This window comes from Nitrosospira briensis (assembly GCF_900115125.1).
GTDB lineage: Bacteria > Pseudomonadota > Gammaproteobacteria > Burkholderiales > Nitrosomonadaceae > Nitrosospira > Nitrosospira briensis_A.
This window is the reverse complement of sequence record NZ_FOVJ01000003.1, coordinates 296,162-311,045: the sequence shown is the minus strand read 5'-3', so window position 1 is coordinate 311,045 and position 14,884 is coordinate 296,162. Positions and strand designations below refer to the sequence as shown.

Sequence of the window (14,884 nt, the reverse complement as noted above, 5' to 3'; positions counted from 1 at the left end):
CTTCCGCTTGAAAACAAAGGAGGATATCCACTCCGTATTATGTGCACGAAAACCGGAAGGTTGTATCCTGGTGTAGAATGTGTTCATGTTAAATCAGCGCGCAAGAATTCTGCTCAAGACTCTGGTAGAACGCTATATCAGCGAAGGACAGCCGGTGGGCTCTCGCTCACTTTCGAAATTCTCGGGCCTCGATCTGAGCCCCGCCACGATTCGAAACGTTATGGCTGACCTTGAGGAAATGGGTTTTGTCGCCAGCCCCCATACTTCTGCCGGACGCATCCCTACTCACCAGGGCTACCGTTTTTTTGTTGATACGCTGCTGGTGGTCAAGCCCCTGGACGTCATGGAGATTCACCAACTCCAGGACCAGCTGCATCCGGATAATCCTTCACGGTTGATTAATTCGGCTTCACAATTGCTGGCTGAATTGACACGCTTTGCCGGCGTGGTGGTGGCGCCCAAGCGCAGCAGCGCTGTATTCCGCTATATAGAGTTCATGACCTTGTCGGAAAAGCGTATTCTGCTCATCATCGTTACCCCGGAGGGCGATGTTCAAAATCGTGTGCTTTTCACCGATCGCATATATAGCCAGTCGGAATTGACGGAAGCGGCGAACTTCATCAACAAAAATTATGCCGGGTGCGCCATCGATGAAATTCGCACGCGTCTGCAGAGTGAATTAAAACAGTTGCGTCATGATATGACTGGTCTCATGACTGCGGCTATTGAAGCGGGAGGGGCTGCCATCACGGAAAACAGTGAAAACGTGGTGGTGGCTGGGGAGCGCAAACTGCTGGATGTGCATGACTTGTCCAGCAACATGAGCAGCCTGAAAAAACTGTTTGATCTGTTTGAGCGCAAAACCGCCTTGCTGCAACTGCTGGAATTCAGCCGCCAGGCGGAAGGCGTGCAGATCTTTATCGGTGGCAAGTCCGATATGGTGACACTGGATGAATTCAGTGTCGTCACTGCGCCGTATGAGGTCGAGGGCAAAGTCGTCGGTACGGTGGCCGTAATCGGGCCGACACGCATGGCTTACGAGCGGATCATACCGGTGGTGGACGTGACCGCCAGATTGCTCTCCAGCGCACTGTCGCGTCACTGACGGTCGCCTTCTGCAATTACCAGTCAGCGCGCGAGATTCCACCCCTTGTCATCCAGGTTGCCGCTTGATTCGAATCCTGATCGAGACTGGATACATGAAGTTGGGAACAACCGTGGCAAAAACAATATATCCGGTACGGCAAGGGTCGAGGACGAAGCAGCCTGCTTATTGTTTCAAATGAGAGCCGGAAAAACTTGATATCCCCAGAACCCGCCTACCAGCATGGAGCGCCAAGTCAGACAGGCATTTTGCTGGTCAACCTCGGCACGCCCGACGCCCCCACCGCGCAAGCGCTGCGGCCTTATCTGAAGCAGTTTCTCAGCAATCCGAGAGTGGTGGAGATTCCGCGGTGGGCGTGGTGGCCAATTCTGAACGGAATCATACTCAATACCCGGCCGAAGAAATCGGCAGAAAAATACGCACAGATATGGATGCCGGAGGGCTCGCCCCTCAAAGTCCATACCATTCGCCAGACCCAGCTATTGCGGGATGTTCTAGCGGAACGCGTTCAGCCCGCGCCGATCCTGGAATATGCCATGAGTATCGGCAATCCTTCTATCGCGGAGGTTATGCGGGGAATGAAGGAGCATGGTTGCGATCACATCCTGGTGCTGCCGCTCTACCCCCAGTATGCGTCCAGCAGCACCGCGTCGGCGTTTGACGAAGTGTTTGCACAACTGGGGAAGATGCGTAACGTGCCAGCCATACGCACCGTGAAACATTATCATGATCATCCCGGCTATATTACCGCGCTGGCCCAAAATATAACGGATTACTGGGCGAAAACCGGTCGTCCCGACAAACTTGTGATGAGTTTTCATGGCGTGCCGCGCATTACCCTGGATCAAGGCGATCCCTACCATTGCGAGTGCCAGAAAACCGGGCGGCTTCTGGCCGAGGCGCTGGAGCTGAACGCGGGCGAATACCAGATCTGTTTTCAGTCCCGGTTCGGCCGTGCCGAGTGGCTGAGCCCCTATACCGCCGTTACCCTGGAGCAACTTGGCAAGGAGAAAACCCGGCGCATCGATGTGGTTTGCCCCGGTTTTGTTTCCGATTGTCTCGAAACCCTGGAAGAAATCGCCATGGAAGGCAAAGCGATCTTCACCCAGGCTGGAGGTCAGGAGTTTCATTACATCCCCTGTCTCAACGAGCGTGACGACTGGATACAAGCTTTGGCGGACATTGCTCTCGCCAATCTACAGGGATGGATGGGAGTTGGACATTCTGGCGAGAAAAGTTCAGAAGAGCATGCTGCGCAATCGCGTGCCCGTGCACTGGGAATGGGGGCCGGTAATTAAAGGCTGTAACACTACATCGCCTTACTCTACTTTTACTAAGGGCCTTTTGTAGGCGTTTGTGAGGCAACACCGCGACTTCCCAGCAAATTTCGCAAGAATTGAATGATGCCAGGAAGAACGGAGATGATGATGATGCCGAAAATGAAATAGGTCAGATTGTTTTTTACAAATGGGACGTTGCCGAAGTAGTAGCCGCCAACCACAAAGAAACTGATCCAGAAAACGCCGCCGAAGGCACTGTAAGCCACGAAATAAGGGTAGTTCATGCGCCCGATACCGGCAACGAAAGGTGCAAAGGTGCGAATGATAGGCAGAAAACGGGCAAAGATAATCGTTTTTCCCCCATGCTTTGCATAGAATTGGTTCGTCCTGTCCAGATGCGCGCGGTTCAACAGTTTTGAGTCTGCACGACTGAACATTCTCGGGCCGAAATAACGCCCGATCCAGTAGTTGGTGTTATCGCCGCAAAATGCCGCGAGTATGAGCAGGGCAACCAGCCACTGAACCTCCATTGCGCCTGTCGCAGCAATTGCACCGGCAACGAACAACAGTGAATCCCCCGGCAGAAATGGCGTCACCACCAACCCGGTCTCACAGAAAATGATCAGAAATAGGATGACGTATATCCAACTGCCGTAATTCTGGACAAGCCAGATGAGATGCTTGTCCAGGTGCAGAATGATGTCGATGAATGTGGTGAGAAGTTCCAAACCCGCCTTGAGGAAAATCGAGGAGAAACTGATAAAAACCCGTTGAAAAAATCAGGGTAGGGCTTCCGCCTCTTCCTTCTTCTCGGGTCTGACAATATCTTCACGCGAAACCCCCAGCAGCATGAGGAGGGGGCTCGCCACCAGCACGGAGGAATAAATACCGAAAAGGATACCGATGGTAAGTGCCAGCGCAAAATAATGCAGCGCTTCGCCACCGAAAAACAGCATGGATACCACGACCATCTGGGTGCTGCCATGCGTGATGATGGTGCGCGACATGGTTCGGGTAATCGCGTTGTTGATAACCTGCTCAACCGACGCCTTGCGCATCCTGCGAAAGTTTTCCCGTATCCGGTCGAACACCACCACAGATTCATTTACGGAGTAGCCGAGAATTGCGAGTATCGCAGCCAGTACGGTAAGCGAAAATTCCCACTGAAAAAACGCGAAGAAGCCGAGAATGATCACCACGTCGTGCAGGTTTGCGATGATACCCGACACTCCGAATTTCCACTCGAAGCGCATGGCGAGATAAGCAACAATACCCAGCGATACTACCAGCAGCGCCAATGCACCGTTTTCGACCAACTCTTTGCCCACTTGCGGCCCCACAAACTCAACCCGGCGTATCTCGGCTGTTTTGTCTTCCTCTTTTAGTGACGCTATCACCCTCTCGGACAGCTTGGCGCTCGACATATCAGGTTTGGCCGGAAGGCGTATCATCACATCCCTGGATGTTCCAAAATTTTGCACGCTTGCGTCCGACATGCCGAGCTTGATAAGCGTGTCGCGTATTTTGTTGATATCCGCAGTCTGGGCGTAGCTGACTTCCATTACCGTGCCGCCGGTGAAATCCACGCCCAGATTCAGCCCCTTGGTAACGAGAAAAAATACCGCCAGGACAAAAGTCAGCAAGGAAATGGTGGTGGTATATTTTCCCCAACTCATGAAGGGGATGTCGTGCTTGATTCTGAAAAATTCCATGCTGACCCTTTATTCTGCTTGTTTGCCGCTATTCCTGCTTATTCCGCTGAAACCGTTCCTTCCCCGCTTAACCTTGAATATCAGCGTTTCTCTGTCGCCGGCTTCCAAACCTGACCGATGGGAATCCGGTCCAGTTTGCGGCGGTTGCCGTACATCAGATTGACCATGCCGCGCGAAACCACGACCGCGCTGAATATCGATGTCAGGATACCTAGACACAGCACCACGGCAAACCCCTTCACAGGGCCGGTACCAAACGCAAATAATGCGATACCAGCGATCAAGGTGGTGATGTTGGAATCCAGTATGGTGCCGAATGCCCGTTCGTATCCCGAATTAATCGCCGCCTGCGGTTGCATACCTGCGCGCAACTCGTCGCGGATGCGCTCATTGATCAGTACGTTGGCATCGATTGCCATGCCGATAGTGAGCGCGATCGCCGCCATGCCCGGAAGCGTCAGCGTTGCCTGCATAATGGAAAGTAGGCCTATGAGCAGCAGCAGGTTTACACCCAGCGCCACCACCGAAATAAAGCCAAACACTACATAATAAATAGTCATGAAGACAGCAATGGCGGCAAAGCCGTACAGCGTCGAGTTAAATCCGCGGGCAATATTGTCCGCCCCCAGGCTTGGGCCCACCGTACGCTCCTCGATGATGTCCATGGGCGCGGCCAGGGCGCCGGCACGAAGCAATAGCGCCACATCCCGGGCCTCTTCGGTGGTCATGCGCCCACTGATCTGCACCCTTCCTCCACCGATTTCCTCCCGAATTACGGGTGCGGTAATGACTTCCGCCTGGTTTTTCTCGATGAGCAGAATAGCCATGCGCTTGCCGACATTATCTTTGGTCAACTGCCGGAATATGCGGGCGCCGTTGTTGTCGAGGTTAAGGTGTACGGCTGGCTGGTTGTTGTTGTCGAAACCGGCCTGGGCGTCGTTGATGCGGTCGCCCGTCAGGACCACCTGCTTTTTCACCAGCAATGGACCTCCGCCGCGCTCTGTGTAGAGTTCGGCGCCGAATGGAATCTGTCCGCGCAATGCTGCACTGAGGTCGTGTTCCTCATCCACCATCCGGACTTCGAGCGTAGCGGTGCGCCCTAGAATATCCTTGGCTTTGGCGGTATCCTGTACGCCGGGAAGCTGCACTACCACGCGGTCCGCGCCAGCCTGCTGGATAATGGGTTCGGCCACCCCGAGTTCGTTGACACGGTTGCGCAACGTGGTAATGTTTTGCTGTACGGCGGAATCCTGTATGAGCTTGTGCGCTTCGGGCTTCAAGGTCGCGGTTAAATGGAACTCGCTGCCCACGTTGTCCTCGCGTACGTTCAGATCGGCATAGGTCTTCCTGATTTCTGATTCGGCCTGGGCGCGCGATTCGGAATTGCGGAACTTGACAATGATCTGCGAACCGCGCTTGTCAAGCCCGGAATACGGGATCTTCTTCTCCCGCAAGCTGCCGCGTATATCCGCACTAAAACGATCCAGCGCTTTGGCGGTCGCGCCTTTCATGTCGACCTGCAACATGAAATGCACGCCACCGCGCAGATCAAGCCCAAGATACATTGGAAGCGCGCCGATGCTGGTCAACCACTGGGGAGAATTGGGAAGAAGATTCAGCGCGACCATGTAGCCATTGCCGAGCACCGACTGAAGCGTATCCCTGGCTTTGATCTGCACATCCGTGTCAGCGAAACGCGCCTTGATGCCCCCCTCCTCAAGAAACATCCCAGTGGTGGCGAGATTGGCCTGTTTCAGCGCATCTTCAACCCGCTGCAGTAATGCGGTGTCGGCTTTGGCCGTGGTGCGTAAAGGCGAAATCTGCACCGCTGGCGATTCGCCAAAGAAATTCGGTAGCGTGTAGATCAGCCCGAGCAGTATTGAAACCGCGATAATCACGTATTTCCAGGAAGGATAGCGGTTCATGTTTTTGGAGTAGAGATGCGAAAAAGAAGCGGTAATGGGAGATTAGGAGGGGATAGAGACCATGACGCACTCTTCGCGTCTTGGCGCCTTCATCTGGTGGGTCAATTATTCCCTCTCGATGCTGTTCAACGTTCCCTTGGGCAGCAGCGTCTGGATGGCGGTCTTTTGCATGACGACCTGCACATTTTCGGCAATTTGCAGTATCACGTAATTCCCGCTAACCTTAACCACCCGCCCCAATTCGCCAGCGGTGGTTGCTACCTCATCGCCTTTTTGCAGTGCCTCTATCATCAATTTCTGTTCTTTAGCCTTCTTAGCCTGGGGACGAATCAGCAGGAGATAAAACACCACGAATATGCCAACCAGCGGCAACAGGCTTAAAAAATCCGGACTTGCTTGGGCAGGAGCGGCAGCCTGAGCGAACGCTTCACTAATCAACATGGCATTTCTCCGAAGGCGGTTTCAAAAAAGAGGTGATTTTAGCATGATGCGGCGCGCGCTTGAAAAGCATGCACATATTCCTCGAACCGCCCGGCTTCGATAGCCGCGCGGATTTCGCCCATTAATTGCTGGTAATAATGCAGATTGTGCAGCGTATTGAGACGTGCACCGAGAATTTCGCTGGTCCTTTGCAAATGGTGCAGATAAGCCCGGGTGAAATGACGGCAGGTGTAGCAGCCGCACTGCTCATCCGGCGGCGCCGTATCCAGGCGGTACTGGCTGTTGCGAAGCTTGATTATCCCATTGCGGGTGTAAAGCCAGCCATTGCGCGCATTGCGCGTCGGAAGCACGCAATCAAACATGTCTATACCCTGGGACACCGCGTTGACTATGTCAGCCGGTGTCCCGACCCCCATGAGATAGCGCGGCTTCTCCGCCGGTAATTGCGGCGCGGCATGCTTGAGAATGCGCTGCATATCATCCTTGGGCTCGCCTACCGACAGCCCGCCTATTGCGTAACCGTCGAAGCCGATGTCCAGCAGTCTGGACAGCGACTGATCGCGCAGGTTTTCATACATTCCGCCCTGTACGATGCCAAACAATGCGTTGTGATTTCCTGCGTCGCCATGCGCACGTCTTGATCTTTCCGCCCAGCGCAGGCTCAATTCCATGGATGCACTTGCCGCCGGCTCGTCCGCCGGATAAGGGGTGCACTCGTCGAATATCATCACAATGTCGGAATCGAGTACATGCTGGATACGCATCGATTCCTCGGGCGTAAGGAAACATACGTCACCATTCACCGGCGATTTGAACCTGACGCCCTCCTCCGTGATCTTTCTCATAACCCCCAGGCTGAAAACCTGGAAACCACCGGAGTCCGTCAGTATTGGCGCATCCCAACCCATGAAACGATGCAAGCCCCCGTGCGCCTCGACCACTTCAAGCCCCGGGCGCAGCCATAAATGAAAAGTGTTGCCAAGCACCATGTGAGCGTTCACTTCCCGCAATTCTGCGGGCGACATCGTTTTTACCGCGCCATAGGTGCCCACCGGCATAAAAGCAGGCGTCTCCACCGTACCGTGCGTTAGCGATAGCGTACCGCGGCGGGCGGGACCGTCACTGCAATGCAACTTGAATTTCATGTCAGATCAACTGTTGAACGTAGCAATTTTATAAAGTGATGACGAGGGCAATCGACAGCGCGCTTGGCATATAACCCGGCCAAACAGCAATGCGCTTTGCGGGCCCCACTCAGTCATACGGAGTTTGCAGGTTCTTCGCAAAGCCGTATAACGAGGACCCGTTCTATGATTCCCTCTCGATCAGCATGGCATCGCCATAACTGAAAAAACGATAGCGCTCATCTATCGCATGCCGGTAGGCGCGGCGGATGTTTTCGAGTCCGCCAAACGCGGAGACCAGCATCAGCAAGGTTGAGCGGGGCAAATGAAAATTGGTCAGCAGACGCTCCACCACGCGAAAACGATAACCCGGCGTGATAAAAATATCCGTCTCGCCACGACCGGGTTTCAATTCGCCGCCGCTTCCGTCAATCCCCTCGATACTCGCTGCTGCGGCTTCCAGCGCTCGCAGCGATGTCGTGCCGACCGCCAGTACTCGTCCCCCTCCGGCTTTCGCCTGCCGGATTGATTCAACTGTTTCCGGCGGCACATGAAAAATTTCCCTGTGCATTTTGTGATCCGCAATATTTTCCACCCGAACTGGCTGAAACGTACCTGACCCGACGTGCAGCGTTATGTAGGCAGTAACCACGCCCATATCGGTCAGTTTCTTCAGTATAACGTCATCGAAATGCAAACCCGCCGTAGGCGCTGCGACGGCGCCGGTCTGCGTCGCATAGACGGTTTGATAGCGTGCCTCATCCGCCTGTGTAGCGGGTCGCGAAATGTAAGGCGGCAACGGCAGATTGCCGTAGCGTTCCAGTAGCTCGATTACCGCGGTTTCGTGATCGAAATGCAAGGTATAAAAACCGTGCTCGTGCGCCAGTACCGTCACTTCGATTGCATCAGCCAGAAAAAGCTTTGAAGCGGGCTTTGGCGAGTGACCGGCGCGTATAACCGCCAGTACGCGGTGCGTATCCAGCACACGCTCCACCATCACCTCTACCCTGCCTCCGCTATCCTTTACACCATACAGGCGCGCCTTAATGACGCGAGTGTCGTTAAATACCATCACGTCACCCGCGTGTAGATAGTCAGGCAGATCGGCAAACATCGCGTCCCGCAATCCACCTGTAGATCCTTCCATGTGCAGCATGCGGCTGCTCGCCCGCTGCCCGGCCGGAAACTGCGCGATGAGTTCAGGGGGAAGATCGAAATCGAAATCCTGAATTTTCATCGCGCGTATTATACCGATACGCTCGACCTTGCTTATGCAAGTTGCCGCGATTCAGGTTTTCAGTAATAATGCCTCTCCTGAAAAGAAGCAGGCAAATCATGCCGGGATGGCGGAATTGGTAGACGCACGGGACTCAAAATCCCGCGACCGCGAGGTCATGGGGGTTCGATTCCCCCTCCCGGCACCATCAGATAGACCAAATAAGTCCGAATAAGTATAAATATCCAGATTTACCGGACTTGAGCGCCATCGTTCTCAACTTCCTTTGACGCACATCACTGCTTTTAACGTGTGAACTACTTCCACCAGGTCTGCCTGGTTTGCCATCACCTCATCGATGTCCTTATACGATGAGGGTATTTCGTCCAACACCATTTTATCCTTGCGACACTCGACCCCTTTGGTCTGCTGAACCAGGTCAGCAACTGTAAATATGCTTCGCGCCTGACTTCGGGACATTTTGCGGCCCGCACCGTGCGAGCAGGAGCAGTAGGATTCAAGTTCGCCCTTCCCCCGCACTATATAGCTCCGCTGGCCCATTGAGCCGGGAATAATACCCAGGTCGTCCACCCGCGCACGTATTGCTCCCTTGCGGGTCACCCATAAATTCCGCCCGAAGTGCGTTTCCTTTTCCACGTAATTGTGATGACAGTTAATGGCTTCCCGGGTAAGGGTAAAATTAATGGGAATGTGGCGTCGTAACGCTGCTATTGTTGTCTCCATCATGATCCGCCGGTTCTCGAGCGCATAGTCCTGCGCCCAGTCAACAGCCTCCACATAATCGTCGAAGTCATCCTCGCCTTCTGCCAGCCACGCAAGATCGCCATCCGGCAGGTGAATGGAAAGGCGTTCCATCCGGCGCCGGGCTTTTTCGATGAAATAGCTTCCGATCATGTTGCCAATACCCCGGGAACCAGAGTGGAGCATCACCCACACGTCCTGATTCTCATCTGTGCACAACTCGATGAAGTGATTGCCTGAGCCCAAAGTTCCGAGTTGTGATTCGGCCTTTTTTAACAGGCTGATCTCATCGGTCTTTCGACTCTGGGCGAAACGCCCGTACCATCGCTTGTAGCCATGACCCTCGTTAAGCGCAGAGGAAAGCTTGCCCAGTGCAACCGGTTTTTTGCGGCTTCCGCCAGCACCCAGGGGAACATCACGTTCAATCTGGCGACGGACAGAGAGCAACGAATCCGGCAGGTTGGAAGCTTTGAGGGAAAGGCGGACGGCGTTCATGCCGCAGCCGATATCGACACCTACCGCGGCGGGTATGATGGCTTTGTCTGTTGCGATTACGGTGCCAACCGTCGTACCTTTGCCAAGATGGCAATCGGGCATGAGGGCAATACCGTGTCGATCGACGAAAGGCAGTCGCGCAAGATTCCTGGCTTGGGAAAGCGCGTCGTCATCAACATCACTCCAGGCCTTGATAGGTCTGAAACCTTCCTCGCTATAAATATTCTTCATTGCCAGAGGCCTCGATCACGCGAACGTGCTTTTACAATGGGGGTACGTTGTGGACAAAGGCGGCTGTTTTTGGTTCGACGTGTCCGAAGGACGGGCCAAGCGGCAACACCAAGTGCTTCCCTGGAGAGCTGTAATCAAACACCGAATGATGAAGAGAGCCGGTGGTTTTGTTGATTACGTCAGCCAAGCTTTATCCGGCACACGGAAAAACAGTTGAACTTGCGGAATGTCTTCGACGATAGCGTAAAAAAGCTTTACTAATGCTTCGAATCTCACCAGGGACATTCACGCCACTTCCCCGGGTGTCTTTTCAGGCGACTGCGGAGTCGGAGCTTCTCGTGTCAGCTCCTGGAGTTTCTTGACTACGGCCTTTCCCACGGCATGAGCACTTCCAGGATTTTGGCCCGTAATCAATAGACCATCCTCTACAACATGTGTTGTAAAGGGTACTAAGGCCTTGCTGTAATTGGCATCCCGCCTTTGCAGCTCTTCCTCCAGATTGAATGGAACTGCATGATCGCGTTTTGCCAGGAGTTCTTCATTCCACGAAAAGCCGGTTACATTCTTACCTTTAATCAGATATTCCCCGTTGCTCAGCTTTGCCTCCAGCAGTCCACACGGTCCATGGCATACAGCCGAAATAACTTTGTTCGACTCATAAAACCTGGCCGTCAACGCTGCCAGGGACTCGCTGTTGGGGAAATCGAACATGACTCCATGTCCCCCTGCCATGTATACAGCATCATATGCGGCAGGGTCGACGTCCGACACCTTTAGCGTGTTATCCAGCAGGTTCATGAAGGCCCTGTTTTCGTACCGCTTAAAGACTTCGCCTTTCAAACCTGCCACATCACCCACCTTCGGGAGGATTACGCTTTCCGGATCGATAGGGACTTTCCCGCCCGATGGGCTAGCGATGTCCATTTGGTAACCTGCCTCCTCGGCGACCTCCCAAAAATGGATCAGCTCGCCAAGCCACAGCCCCGTCCTGATTCCCACCTTTTGGAATTCGTCATCATTTGTCACGACGATAAGTATCCTGTTGGTTGCTTTCATGGTTCTGCTCACTATTTGTCATTTGAAGAGCGTAGCCCAAAGACCGACTTGTCGATAATGAAATATATGTACTGGAGCTTCTGTGCGGTGCCCTACAGTGAGGATAAAAGAAGCTTAACGCCTGGAGCAGTATAGAAATACAAAAAATGCTATGTATGAAACCGCACAGTGGCCGGCTCAAATTAAACGCAATATATGAGTATATGTATGAGTTAACAGATGGCGCCGTGTAAGTAGGCATATCAAGCCTCACTGGCTGTAGGAATAGAAGGGTTTATGGTAATCCAAGGCCGCTTCTAGCCTGTCCTGCTAGCCTTGCTCGGCACATTGCCAACATTTCTCGATATGAAATCGTCAGCACATATTATTGGCGCCGGAGGTATTGGCGTTGCAGCAGCAGCATGTCTTATCCGTGCTGGATGGGACGTAACCATGGTCGATTCGAACCCAGAAAAGATCGCCGCTGGCCGCCGGGATGAAGTGATGCTCGACGGCCAGCCCATTTGCGGCGCGCACTTCATTCATTTTGATGAATGGGTGCCGCCAACGGACAAGGTAGTGTTGCTATGCACAAAAACATTCGATAACGCTCCGGTTCTGCAACGGATCGCGAACACTCAAGCATTGCTGCCAATTCAAAATGGCTATGACAATAAACTTGAGGAACGTGACCACCCTGCAGAAGCCATTGCTTCATTTGTTTCCGAATGCCCCGCTGATCGCGTCAGCGCTCGCATTACCCGCGCGGGGTCTTTGCACATTGGCCCGCGGCGAAAGGCAACAAGCGCAGCAGAACATGAACATATCGACGCTCTTGCCTCCGCGTTTACCGAAGGCAAACTATTTCCCGTCCAGCGCGTTTCAGACATTGGGCCATTCAAGGCAACGAAACTGATGTACAACGCAGCCATTTCACCGCTGGCAGCAAGCGCCGGTGTTGACAACGCAGAGCTGCTCATCGAACCGCTCACGCAAAAACTATTCTTCGCTTTACTGCAGGAAAATTATTCCATCCTGCGTTACGCCGGCCTTACGCTCGAACAAATTGGGCCATTTCATCCCAACACCGTCATGCGCATATTGCAAACCCCCATCCTGCCCAAATTCATGGGGGTATTCTTCCGTCCTTCCTTGCGAGGGACATATTGTTCCATGAGTCCGGATATGGGAAGCGGACAAACTGAGATTGATGCTTATAACGGGCATCTTGTTCGACTTGCAGGAGGCTTTCCCTGTCCAATTAATAATGCCGTTATCAATCTGATTGCTCGAATCTCTGGTGAGCGACTCCCTCAGGCACGAGCGCACCTTCATCATCTCGCGGCTTCTCTGCCACATGGTGCTTTGAAGTGAACCTGGTCACGGGCGGCGGCGGATTTATTGGTTCGCATCTCGTGCAGCATCTGCTCGCTCGAGGCGAACCGGTACGGGTTCTTGAGCATCCTGCCGCTGTAGTAAGTCATTTACCCCTTGAACGCATTGAACTCGTTCGAGCAGATGTTCGAGACTCAGGAGCGATGCGAAATATGGTGCGCGGTTGCGATCGTGTCTATCATCTGGCTGCTGATCCAAATCTTTGGCGCCGTAATCGCGCTGAATTTAACGAAATTAATCACACTGGCGCTCTCAATGTCATTCGGGCGGCACTTGACAGCGGCGTGAGCCGGGCGCTTTATGTGAGCACCGAAAGTATTCTTACATCGAACGAGTTCAGCGGTGGAGCCGTTGAGTCCGTGCGCTTTCGCGAAAAGGATATGATCGGGCCTTACTGCTTGAGCAAATTTCGTGCGGAACAAGCGGTGTTCCAACTAGCCGAAGCCGGCGCCCCAGTCGTTGTATGCAGTCCCACGTTGCCGGTCGGACCGGGGGATAGAAATCAAACGCCTCCAACCCGTCTTTCGGTTGCGTTCTGTCAGGGCAAGATTCCGGCCTATCTTGATTGTAAATTGAACCTGATTGATGTCCGCGACGTGGCGGATGGACTGGTGCGCGCAATGGAACGGGGTCGACCGGGCGTTCGATATCTGCTCGGAGGACACAACTATCAGTTGATCGAGTGGCTTCAAATTCTTGGGCAAATTGTAAATCGCCCTGCGCCACGATGGACCATTCCATATCCCCTAGCGCTGGCGATTGGCTGGTTCAGTGAATTATGGGCCGACCATATTTCACATCGCATGCCTATGGCCACTGTCACGGGTGTTCTGCTTACAAAACGTACCATGCATTTCGATCCTTTGAAAACCTTTGCCGAACTTGATTTGAAGCCACGGCCCATAGAGGAATCAGCAAGGGATGCGGTAAGTTGGTACCGCCAGCAGCATTGGATCTAAACCAGCGCAAGTCGAGGGTTAAGTAGCACTGAATTCATGTACTTAATATGTGATTTTTAGTCCCACTATTTATCGTCTGTGACGAGGTTTTTTTCGTCGGTATCGAGGACAAAGACAGCCAGCAGGCGTGCAGGCCGAGTCTTACTGTTGTTTGCGCTGACGCCATGATGATCGCCAGGCAGTTCGGTGAAGTTCTCGCCGGCGCGATACACCTTTTCGGGACCGTCATTGACTTTGCTACGAATTTCCCCCTCCAGGACCGTTGCATAGATGAAAGACGACTTTGGATGGGTATGTGCCGGCGATGAACCACCCGGCTGGTATTCAACAAGCACGCCTTTCATGCTCTTGCCGGGCACATTCGGAAGAACGTGATCAAAGACCAGCGTGACCTTGGACTTATCAGCAGGCAAGCTATCGGCTAACGATGCACTTACCGACAGAGCCGCGAGTGCAACTCCGCACAGAAATTTATTAAACATTGTGTTCTCCTTCGTGGTTATCACTCTAGCCCAACGGTGCAAGTCAAAGCGGGCGCTTACTTTTCTAGTACCAGGGATGAAGCACCTTTCTCCTTAACCAGGAAAACAAGAAATTTTGCTGGCTTTGCGCTACTCGCGTTCAGGGAAACAGTGTGAATGTCGTTGGGATCTTCATAATAAGTCTGACCTGGCGTCAGCGTGATTTCTTTTCCGCCTTTCACCTGCGTCACGATGGAACCCTCTAGTACGTAAAGAAACACCTGCGCATTGTGGCGGTGGACAGGGCTTGAATAGCCCGGCGGAAAGTCCACCGTATACATCAGAACTTCCTTGCCGGAAAAACTCCTGCCAGATCTTTCGATACGAGCGGCGTGACGGTCTCTTGAGCCATTAGGGGACTGTTTATGATAAGAGGACCGGTGATGAGAAATCCCAGCAACAACATCGGTTTTACAGACATGTGCATTGCTCCTTTTAAGGATAATCGTGGTTTAGAATTGTGTGAGAGGACAGCACACTAGAGCTGGGGCCGCTCGTTTGGACAGCGGCTCCAGTTTTATAGGTGGAATCTTCCCTGATCCTCGCGCTGCCAGTGCAACCGTTAGCAGCGTCACTGCATAAGTCTCATCAGGTGTTTCCCTCCCAAGCTCGAATGAGGGCCCTATATAAGTTGTACCAATCCAGGTATTGATTGGTAATCAACGGCGTCACGCGCACCGACG

General features: G+C 53.2%; 15 protein-coding genes and 1 tRNA gene. 5 read left to right on the top strand and 11 right to left on the bottom strand.

What is annotated here, in order from left to right:
- Positions 1 to 85 precede the first annotated feature (85 nt).
- Together hrcA and hemH are read left to right on the top strand one after the other, a co-directional pair.
- On the top strand, positions 86 to 1,105 hold the full coding sequence (hrcA, locus tag BMZ14_RS09445; protein ID WP_074797000.1) for a heat-inducible transcriptional repressor HrcA: 1,020 nt from the start codon (positions 86 to 88) through the stop codon (positions 1,103 to 1,105).
- A 197-nt stretch (positions 1,106 to 1,302) separates the two neighbouring features.
- Positions 1,303 to 2,403 (top strand): ferrochelatase, encoded by a 1,101-nt coding sequence (gene hemH, locus BMZ14_RS09440; protein WP_074797075.1) that lies wholly within the window; start codon positions 1,303 to 1,305, stop codon positions 2,401 to 2,403.
- 35 nt (positions 2,404 to 2,438) lie between these two features.
- On the opposite strand, the gene BMZ14_RS09435 is transcribed toward hemH, so the two are convergent.
- From BMZ14_RS09435 to queA, 6 genes are all read right to left on the bottom strand, one after another.
- Positions 2,439 to 3,113, bottom strand: a complete 675-nt coding sequence (locus BMZ14_RS09435; RefSeq protein WP_074796999.1) for a DedA family protein — start codon at positions 3,111 to 3,113, stop codon at positions 2,439 to 2,441.
- 51 nt (positions 3,114 to 3,164) lie between these two features.
- Positions 3,165 to 4,097, bottom strand: a complete 933-nt coding sequence (gene secF / locus BMZ14_RS09430; protein WP_074796998.1) for a protein translocase subunit SecF — start codon at positions 4,095 to 4,097, stop codon at positions 3,165 to 3,167.
- An 80-nt stretch (positions 4,098 to 4,177) separates the two neighbouring features.
- A complete protein-coding gene (gene secD / locus BMZ14_RS09425; RefSeq protein ID WP_074796997.1) occupies positions 4,178 to 6,022 on the bottom strand; it encodes a protein translocase subunit SecD in 1,845 nt (614 codons plus the stop codon).
- Between the two features lie 105 nt (positions 6,023 to 6,127).
- Complete coding sequence (yajC, locus tag BMZ14_RS09420) at positions 6,128 to 6,463, bottom strand: preprotein translocase subunit YajC (protein ID WP_074796996.1); 336 nt, start codon at positions 6,461 to 6,463, stop codon at positions 6,128 to 6,130.
- Between the two features lie 38 nt (positions 6,464 to 6,501).
- Entirely contained in the window at positions 6,502 to 7,608 is a 1,107-nt protein-coding gene (tgt, locus tag BMZ14_RS09415) for a tRNA guanosine(34) transglycosylase Tgt (RefSeq protein WP_074796995.1), read from the bottom strand.
- A gap of 163 nt (positions 7,609 to 7,771) precedes the next feature.
- The gene (gene queA, locus BMZ14_RS09410; RefSeq protein WP_074796994.1) at positions 7,772 to 8,824 is read right to left on the bottom strand and encodes a tRNA preQ1(34) S-adenosylmethionine ribosyltransferase-isomerase QueA; all 1,053 of its coding nucleotides are present in this window, start codon (positions 8,822 to 8,824) and stop codon (positions 7,772 to 7,774) included.
- Positions 8,825 to 8,924: 100 nt separating this feature from the next.
- On the opposite strand from queA, the gene BMZ14_RS09405 reads away from it, so the two are divergent.
- Positions 8,925 to 9,011: transfer RNA gene (locus BMZ14_RS09405), tRNA-Leu, on the top strand.
- Between the two features lie 68 nt (positions 9,012 to 9,079).
- Here BMZ14_RS09405 and BMZ14_RS09400 read toward each other — a convergent pair.
- Both BMZ14_RS09400 and BMZ14_RS09395 read right to left on the bottom strand, forming a co-directional pair.
- Positions 9,080 to 10,291 carry an RtcB family protein gene (locus tag BMZ14_RS09400; RefSeq protein ID WP_143071942.1) on the bottom strand — a complete coding sequence of 404 codons (1,212 nt, stop codon included), beginning with the start codon at positions 10,289 to 10,291 and terminating at the stop codon, positions 9,080 to 9,082.
- Positions 10,292 to 10,576: 285 nt separating this feature from the next.
- Positions 10,577 to 11,347 carry a type 1 glutamine amidotransferase domain-containing protein gene (locus BMZ14_RS09395; protein WP_074796992.1) on the bottom strand — a complete coding sequence of 257 codons (771 nt, stop codon included), beginning with the start codon at positions 11,345 to 11,347 and terminating at the stop codon, positions 10,577 to 10,579.
- Positions 11,348 to 11,692: 345 nt separating this feature from the next.
- Between BMZ14_RS09395 and BMZ14_RS09390 the strand changes: the two genes are divergently transcribed.
- Both BMZ14_RS09390 and BMZ14_RS09385 read left to right on the top strand, forming a co-directional pair.
- The gene (locus tag BMZ14_RS09390; RefSeq protein ID WP_074796991.1) at positions 11,693 to 12,700 is read left to right on the top strand and encodes a ketopantoate reductase family protein; all 1,008 of its coding nucleotides are present in this window, start codon (positions 11,693 to 11,695) and stop codon (positions 12,698 to 12,700) included.
- Entirely contained in the window at positions 12,697 to 13,680 is a 984-nt protein-coding gene (locus BMZ14_RS09385) for an NAD-dependent epimerase/dehydratase family protein (RefSeq protein ID WP_074796990.1), read from the top strand. The genes BMZ14_RS09390 and BMZ14_RS09385 overlap by 4 nt, the downstream gene beginning before the upstream one ends.
- A 65-nt stretch (positions 13,681 to 13,745) precedes the next feature.
- Here BMZ14_RS09385 and BMZ14_RS09380 read toward each other — a convergent pair whose 3' ends face one another.
- From BMZ14_RS09380 to BMZ14_RS15125, 3 genes are read right to left on the bottom strand one after another with little or no spacing between them, the layout of a single operon-like run.
- Positions 13,746 to 14,162, bottom strand: coding sequence for a cupin domain-containing protein (locus BMZ14_RS09380; RefSeq protein WP_074796989.1), 417 nt, complete (start codon positions 14,160 to 14,162; stop codon positions 13,746 to 13,748).
- 56 nt (positions 14,163 to 14,218) lie between these two features.
- A complete protein-coding gene (locus tag BMZ14_RS14830) occupies positions 14,219 to 14,482 on the bottom strand; it encodes a cupin domain-containing protein (RefSeq protein WP_143071941.1) in 264 nt (87 codons plus the stop codon).
- Complete coding sequence (locus BMZ14_RS15125) at positions 14,482 to 14,622, bottom strand: hypothetical protein (RefSeq protein WP_177186952.1); 141 nt, start codon at positions 14,620 to 14,622, stop codon at positions 14,482 to 14,484. The genes BMZ14_RS14830 and BMZ14_RS15125 overlap by 1 nt, the downstream gene beginning before the upstream one ends.
- Positions 14,623 to 14,884: the final 262 nt, after the last annotated feature.

Bases quoted from the DNA above. Each gene is read 5' to 3' on its own strand.
- BMZ14_RS09395 (WP_074796992.1), bottom strand. From the start codon at position 11,347: ATGAAAGCAACCAACAGGATACTTATCGTCGTGACAAATGATGACGAA.
- BMZ14_RS09390 (WP_074796991.1), top strand. From the start codon at position 11,693: ATGAAATCGTCAGCACATATTATTGGCGCCGGAGGTATTGGCGTTGCA.
- BMZ14_RS15125 (WP_177186952.1), bottom strand. From the start codon at position 14,622: ATGTCTGTAAAACCGATGTTGTTGCTGGGATTTCTCATCACCGGTCCT.
- BMZ14_RS09380 (WP_074796989.1), bottom strand. From the start codon at position 14,162: ATGTTTAATAAATTTCTGTGCGGAGTTGCACTCGCGGCTCTGTCGGTA.
- BMZ14_RS14830 (WP_143071941.1), bottom strand. From the start codon at position 14,482: ATGTATACGGTGGACTTTCCGCCGGGCTATTCAAGCCCTGTCCACCGC.
- tgt (WP_074796995.1), bottom strand. From the start codon at position 7,608: ATGAAATTCAAGTTGCATTGCAGTGACGGTCCCGCCCGCCGCGGTACG.
- BMZ14_RS09400 (WP_143071942.1), bottom strand. From the start codon at position 10,291: ATGAAGAATATTTATAGCGAGGAAGGTTTCAGACCTATCAAGGCCTGG.
- hrcA (WP_074797000.1), top strand. From the start codon at position 86: ATGTTAAATCAGCGCGCAAGAATTCTGCTCAAGACTCTGGTAGAACGC.
- yajC (WP_074796996.1), bottom strand. From the start codon at position 6,463: ATGTTGATTAGTGAAGCGTTCGCTCAGGCTGCCGCTCCTGCCCAAGCA.
- secF (WP_074796998.1), bottom strand. From the start codon at position 4,097: ATGGAATTTTTCAGAATCAAGCACGACATCCCCTTCATGAGTTGGGGA.
- secD (WP_074796997.1), bottom strand. From the start codon at position 6,022: ATGAACCGCTATCCTTCCTGGAAATACGTGATTATCGCGGTTTCAATA.
- queA (WP_074796994.1), bottom strand. From the start codon at position 8,824: ATGAAAATTCAGGATTTCGATTTCGATCTTCCCCCTGAACTCATCGCG.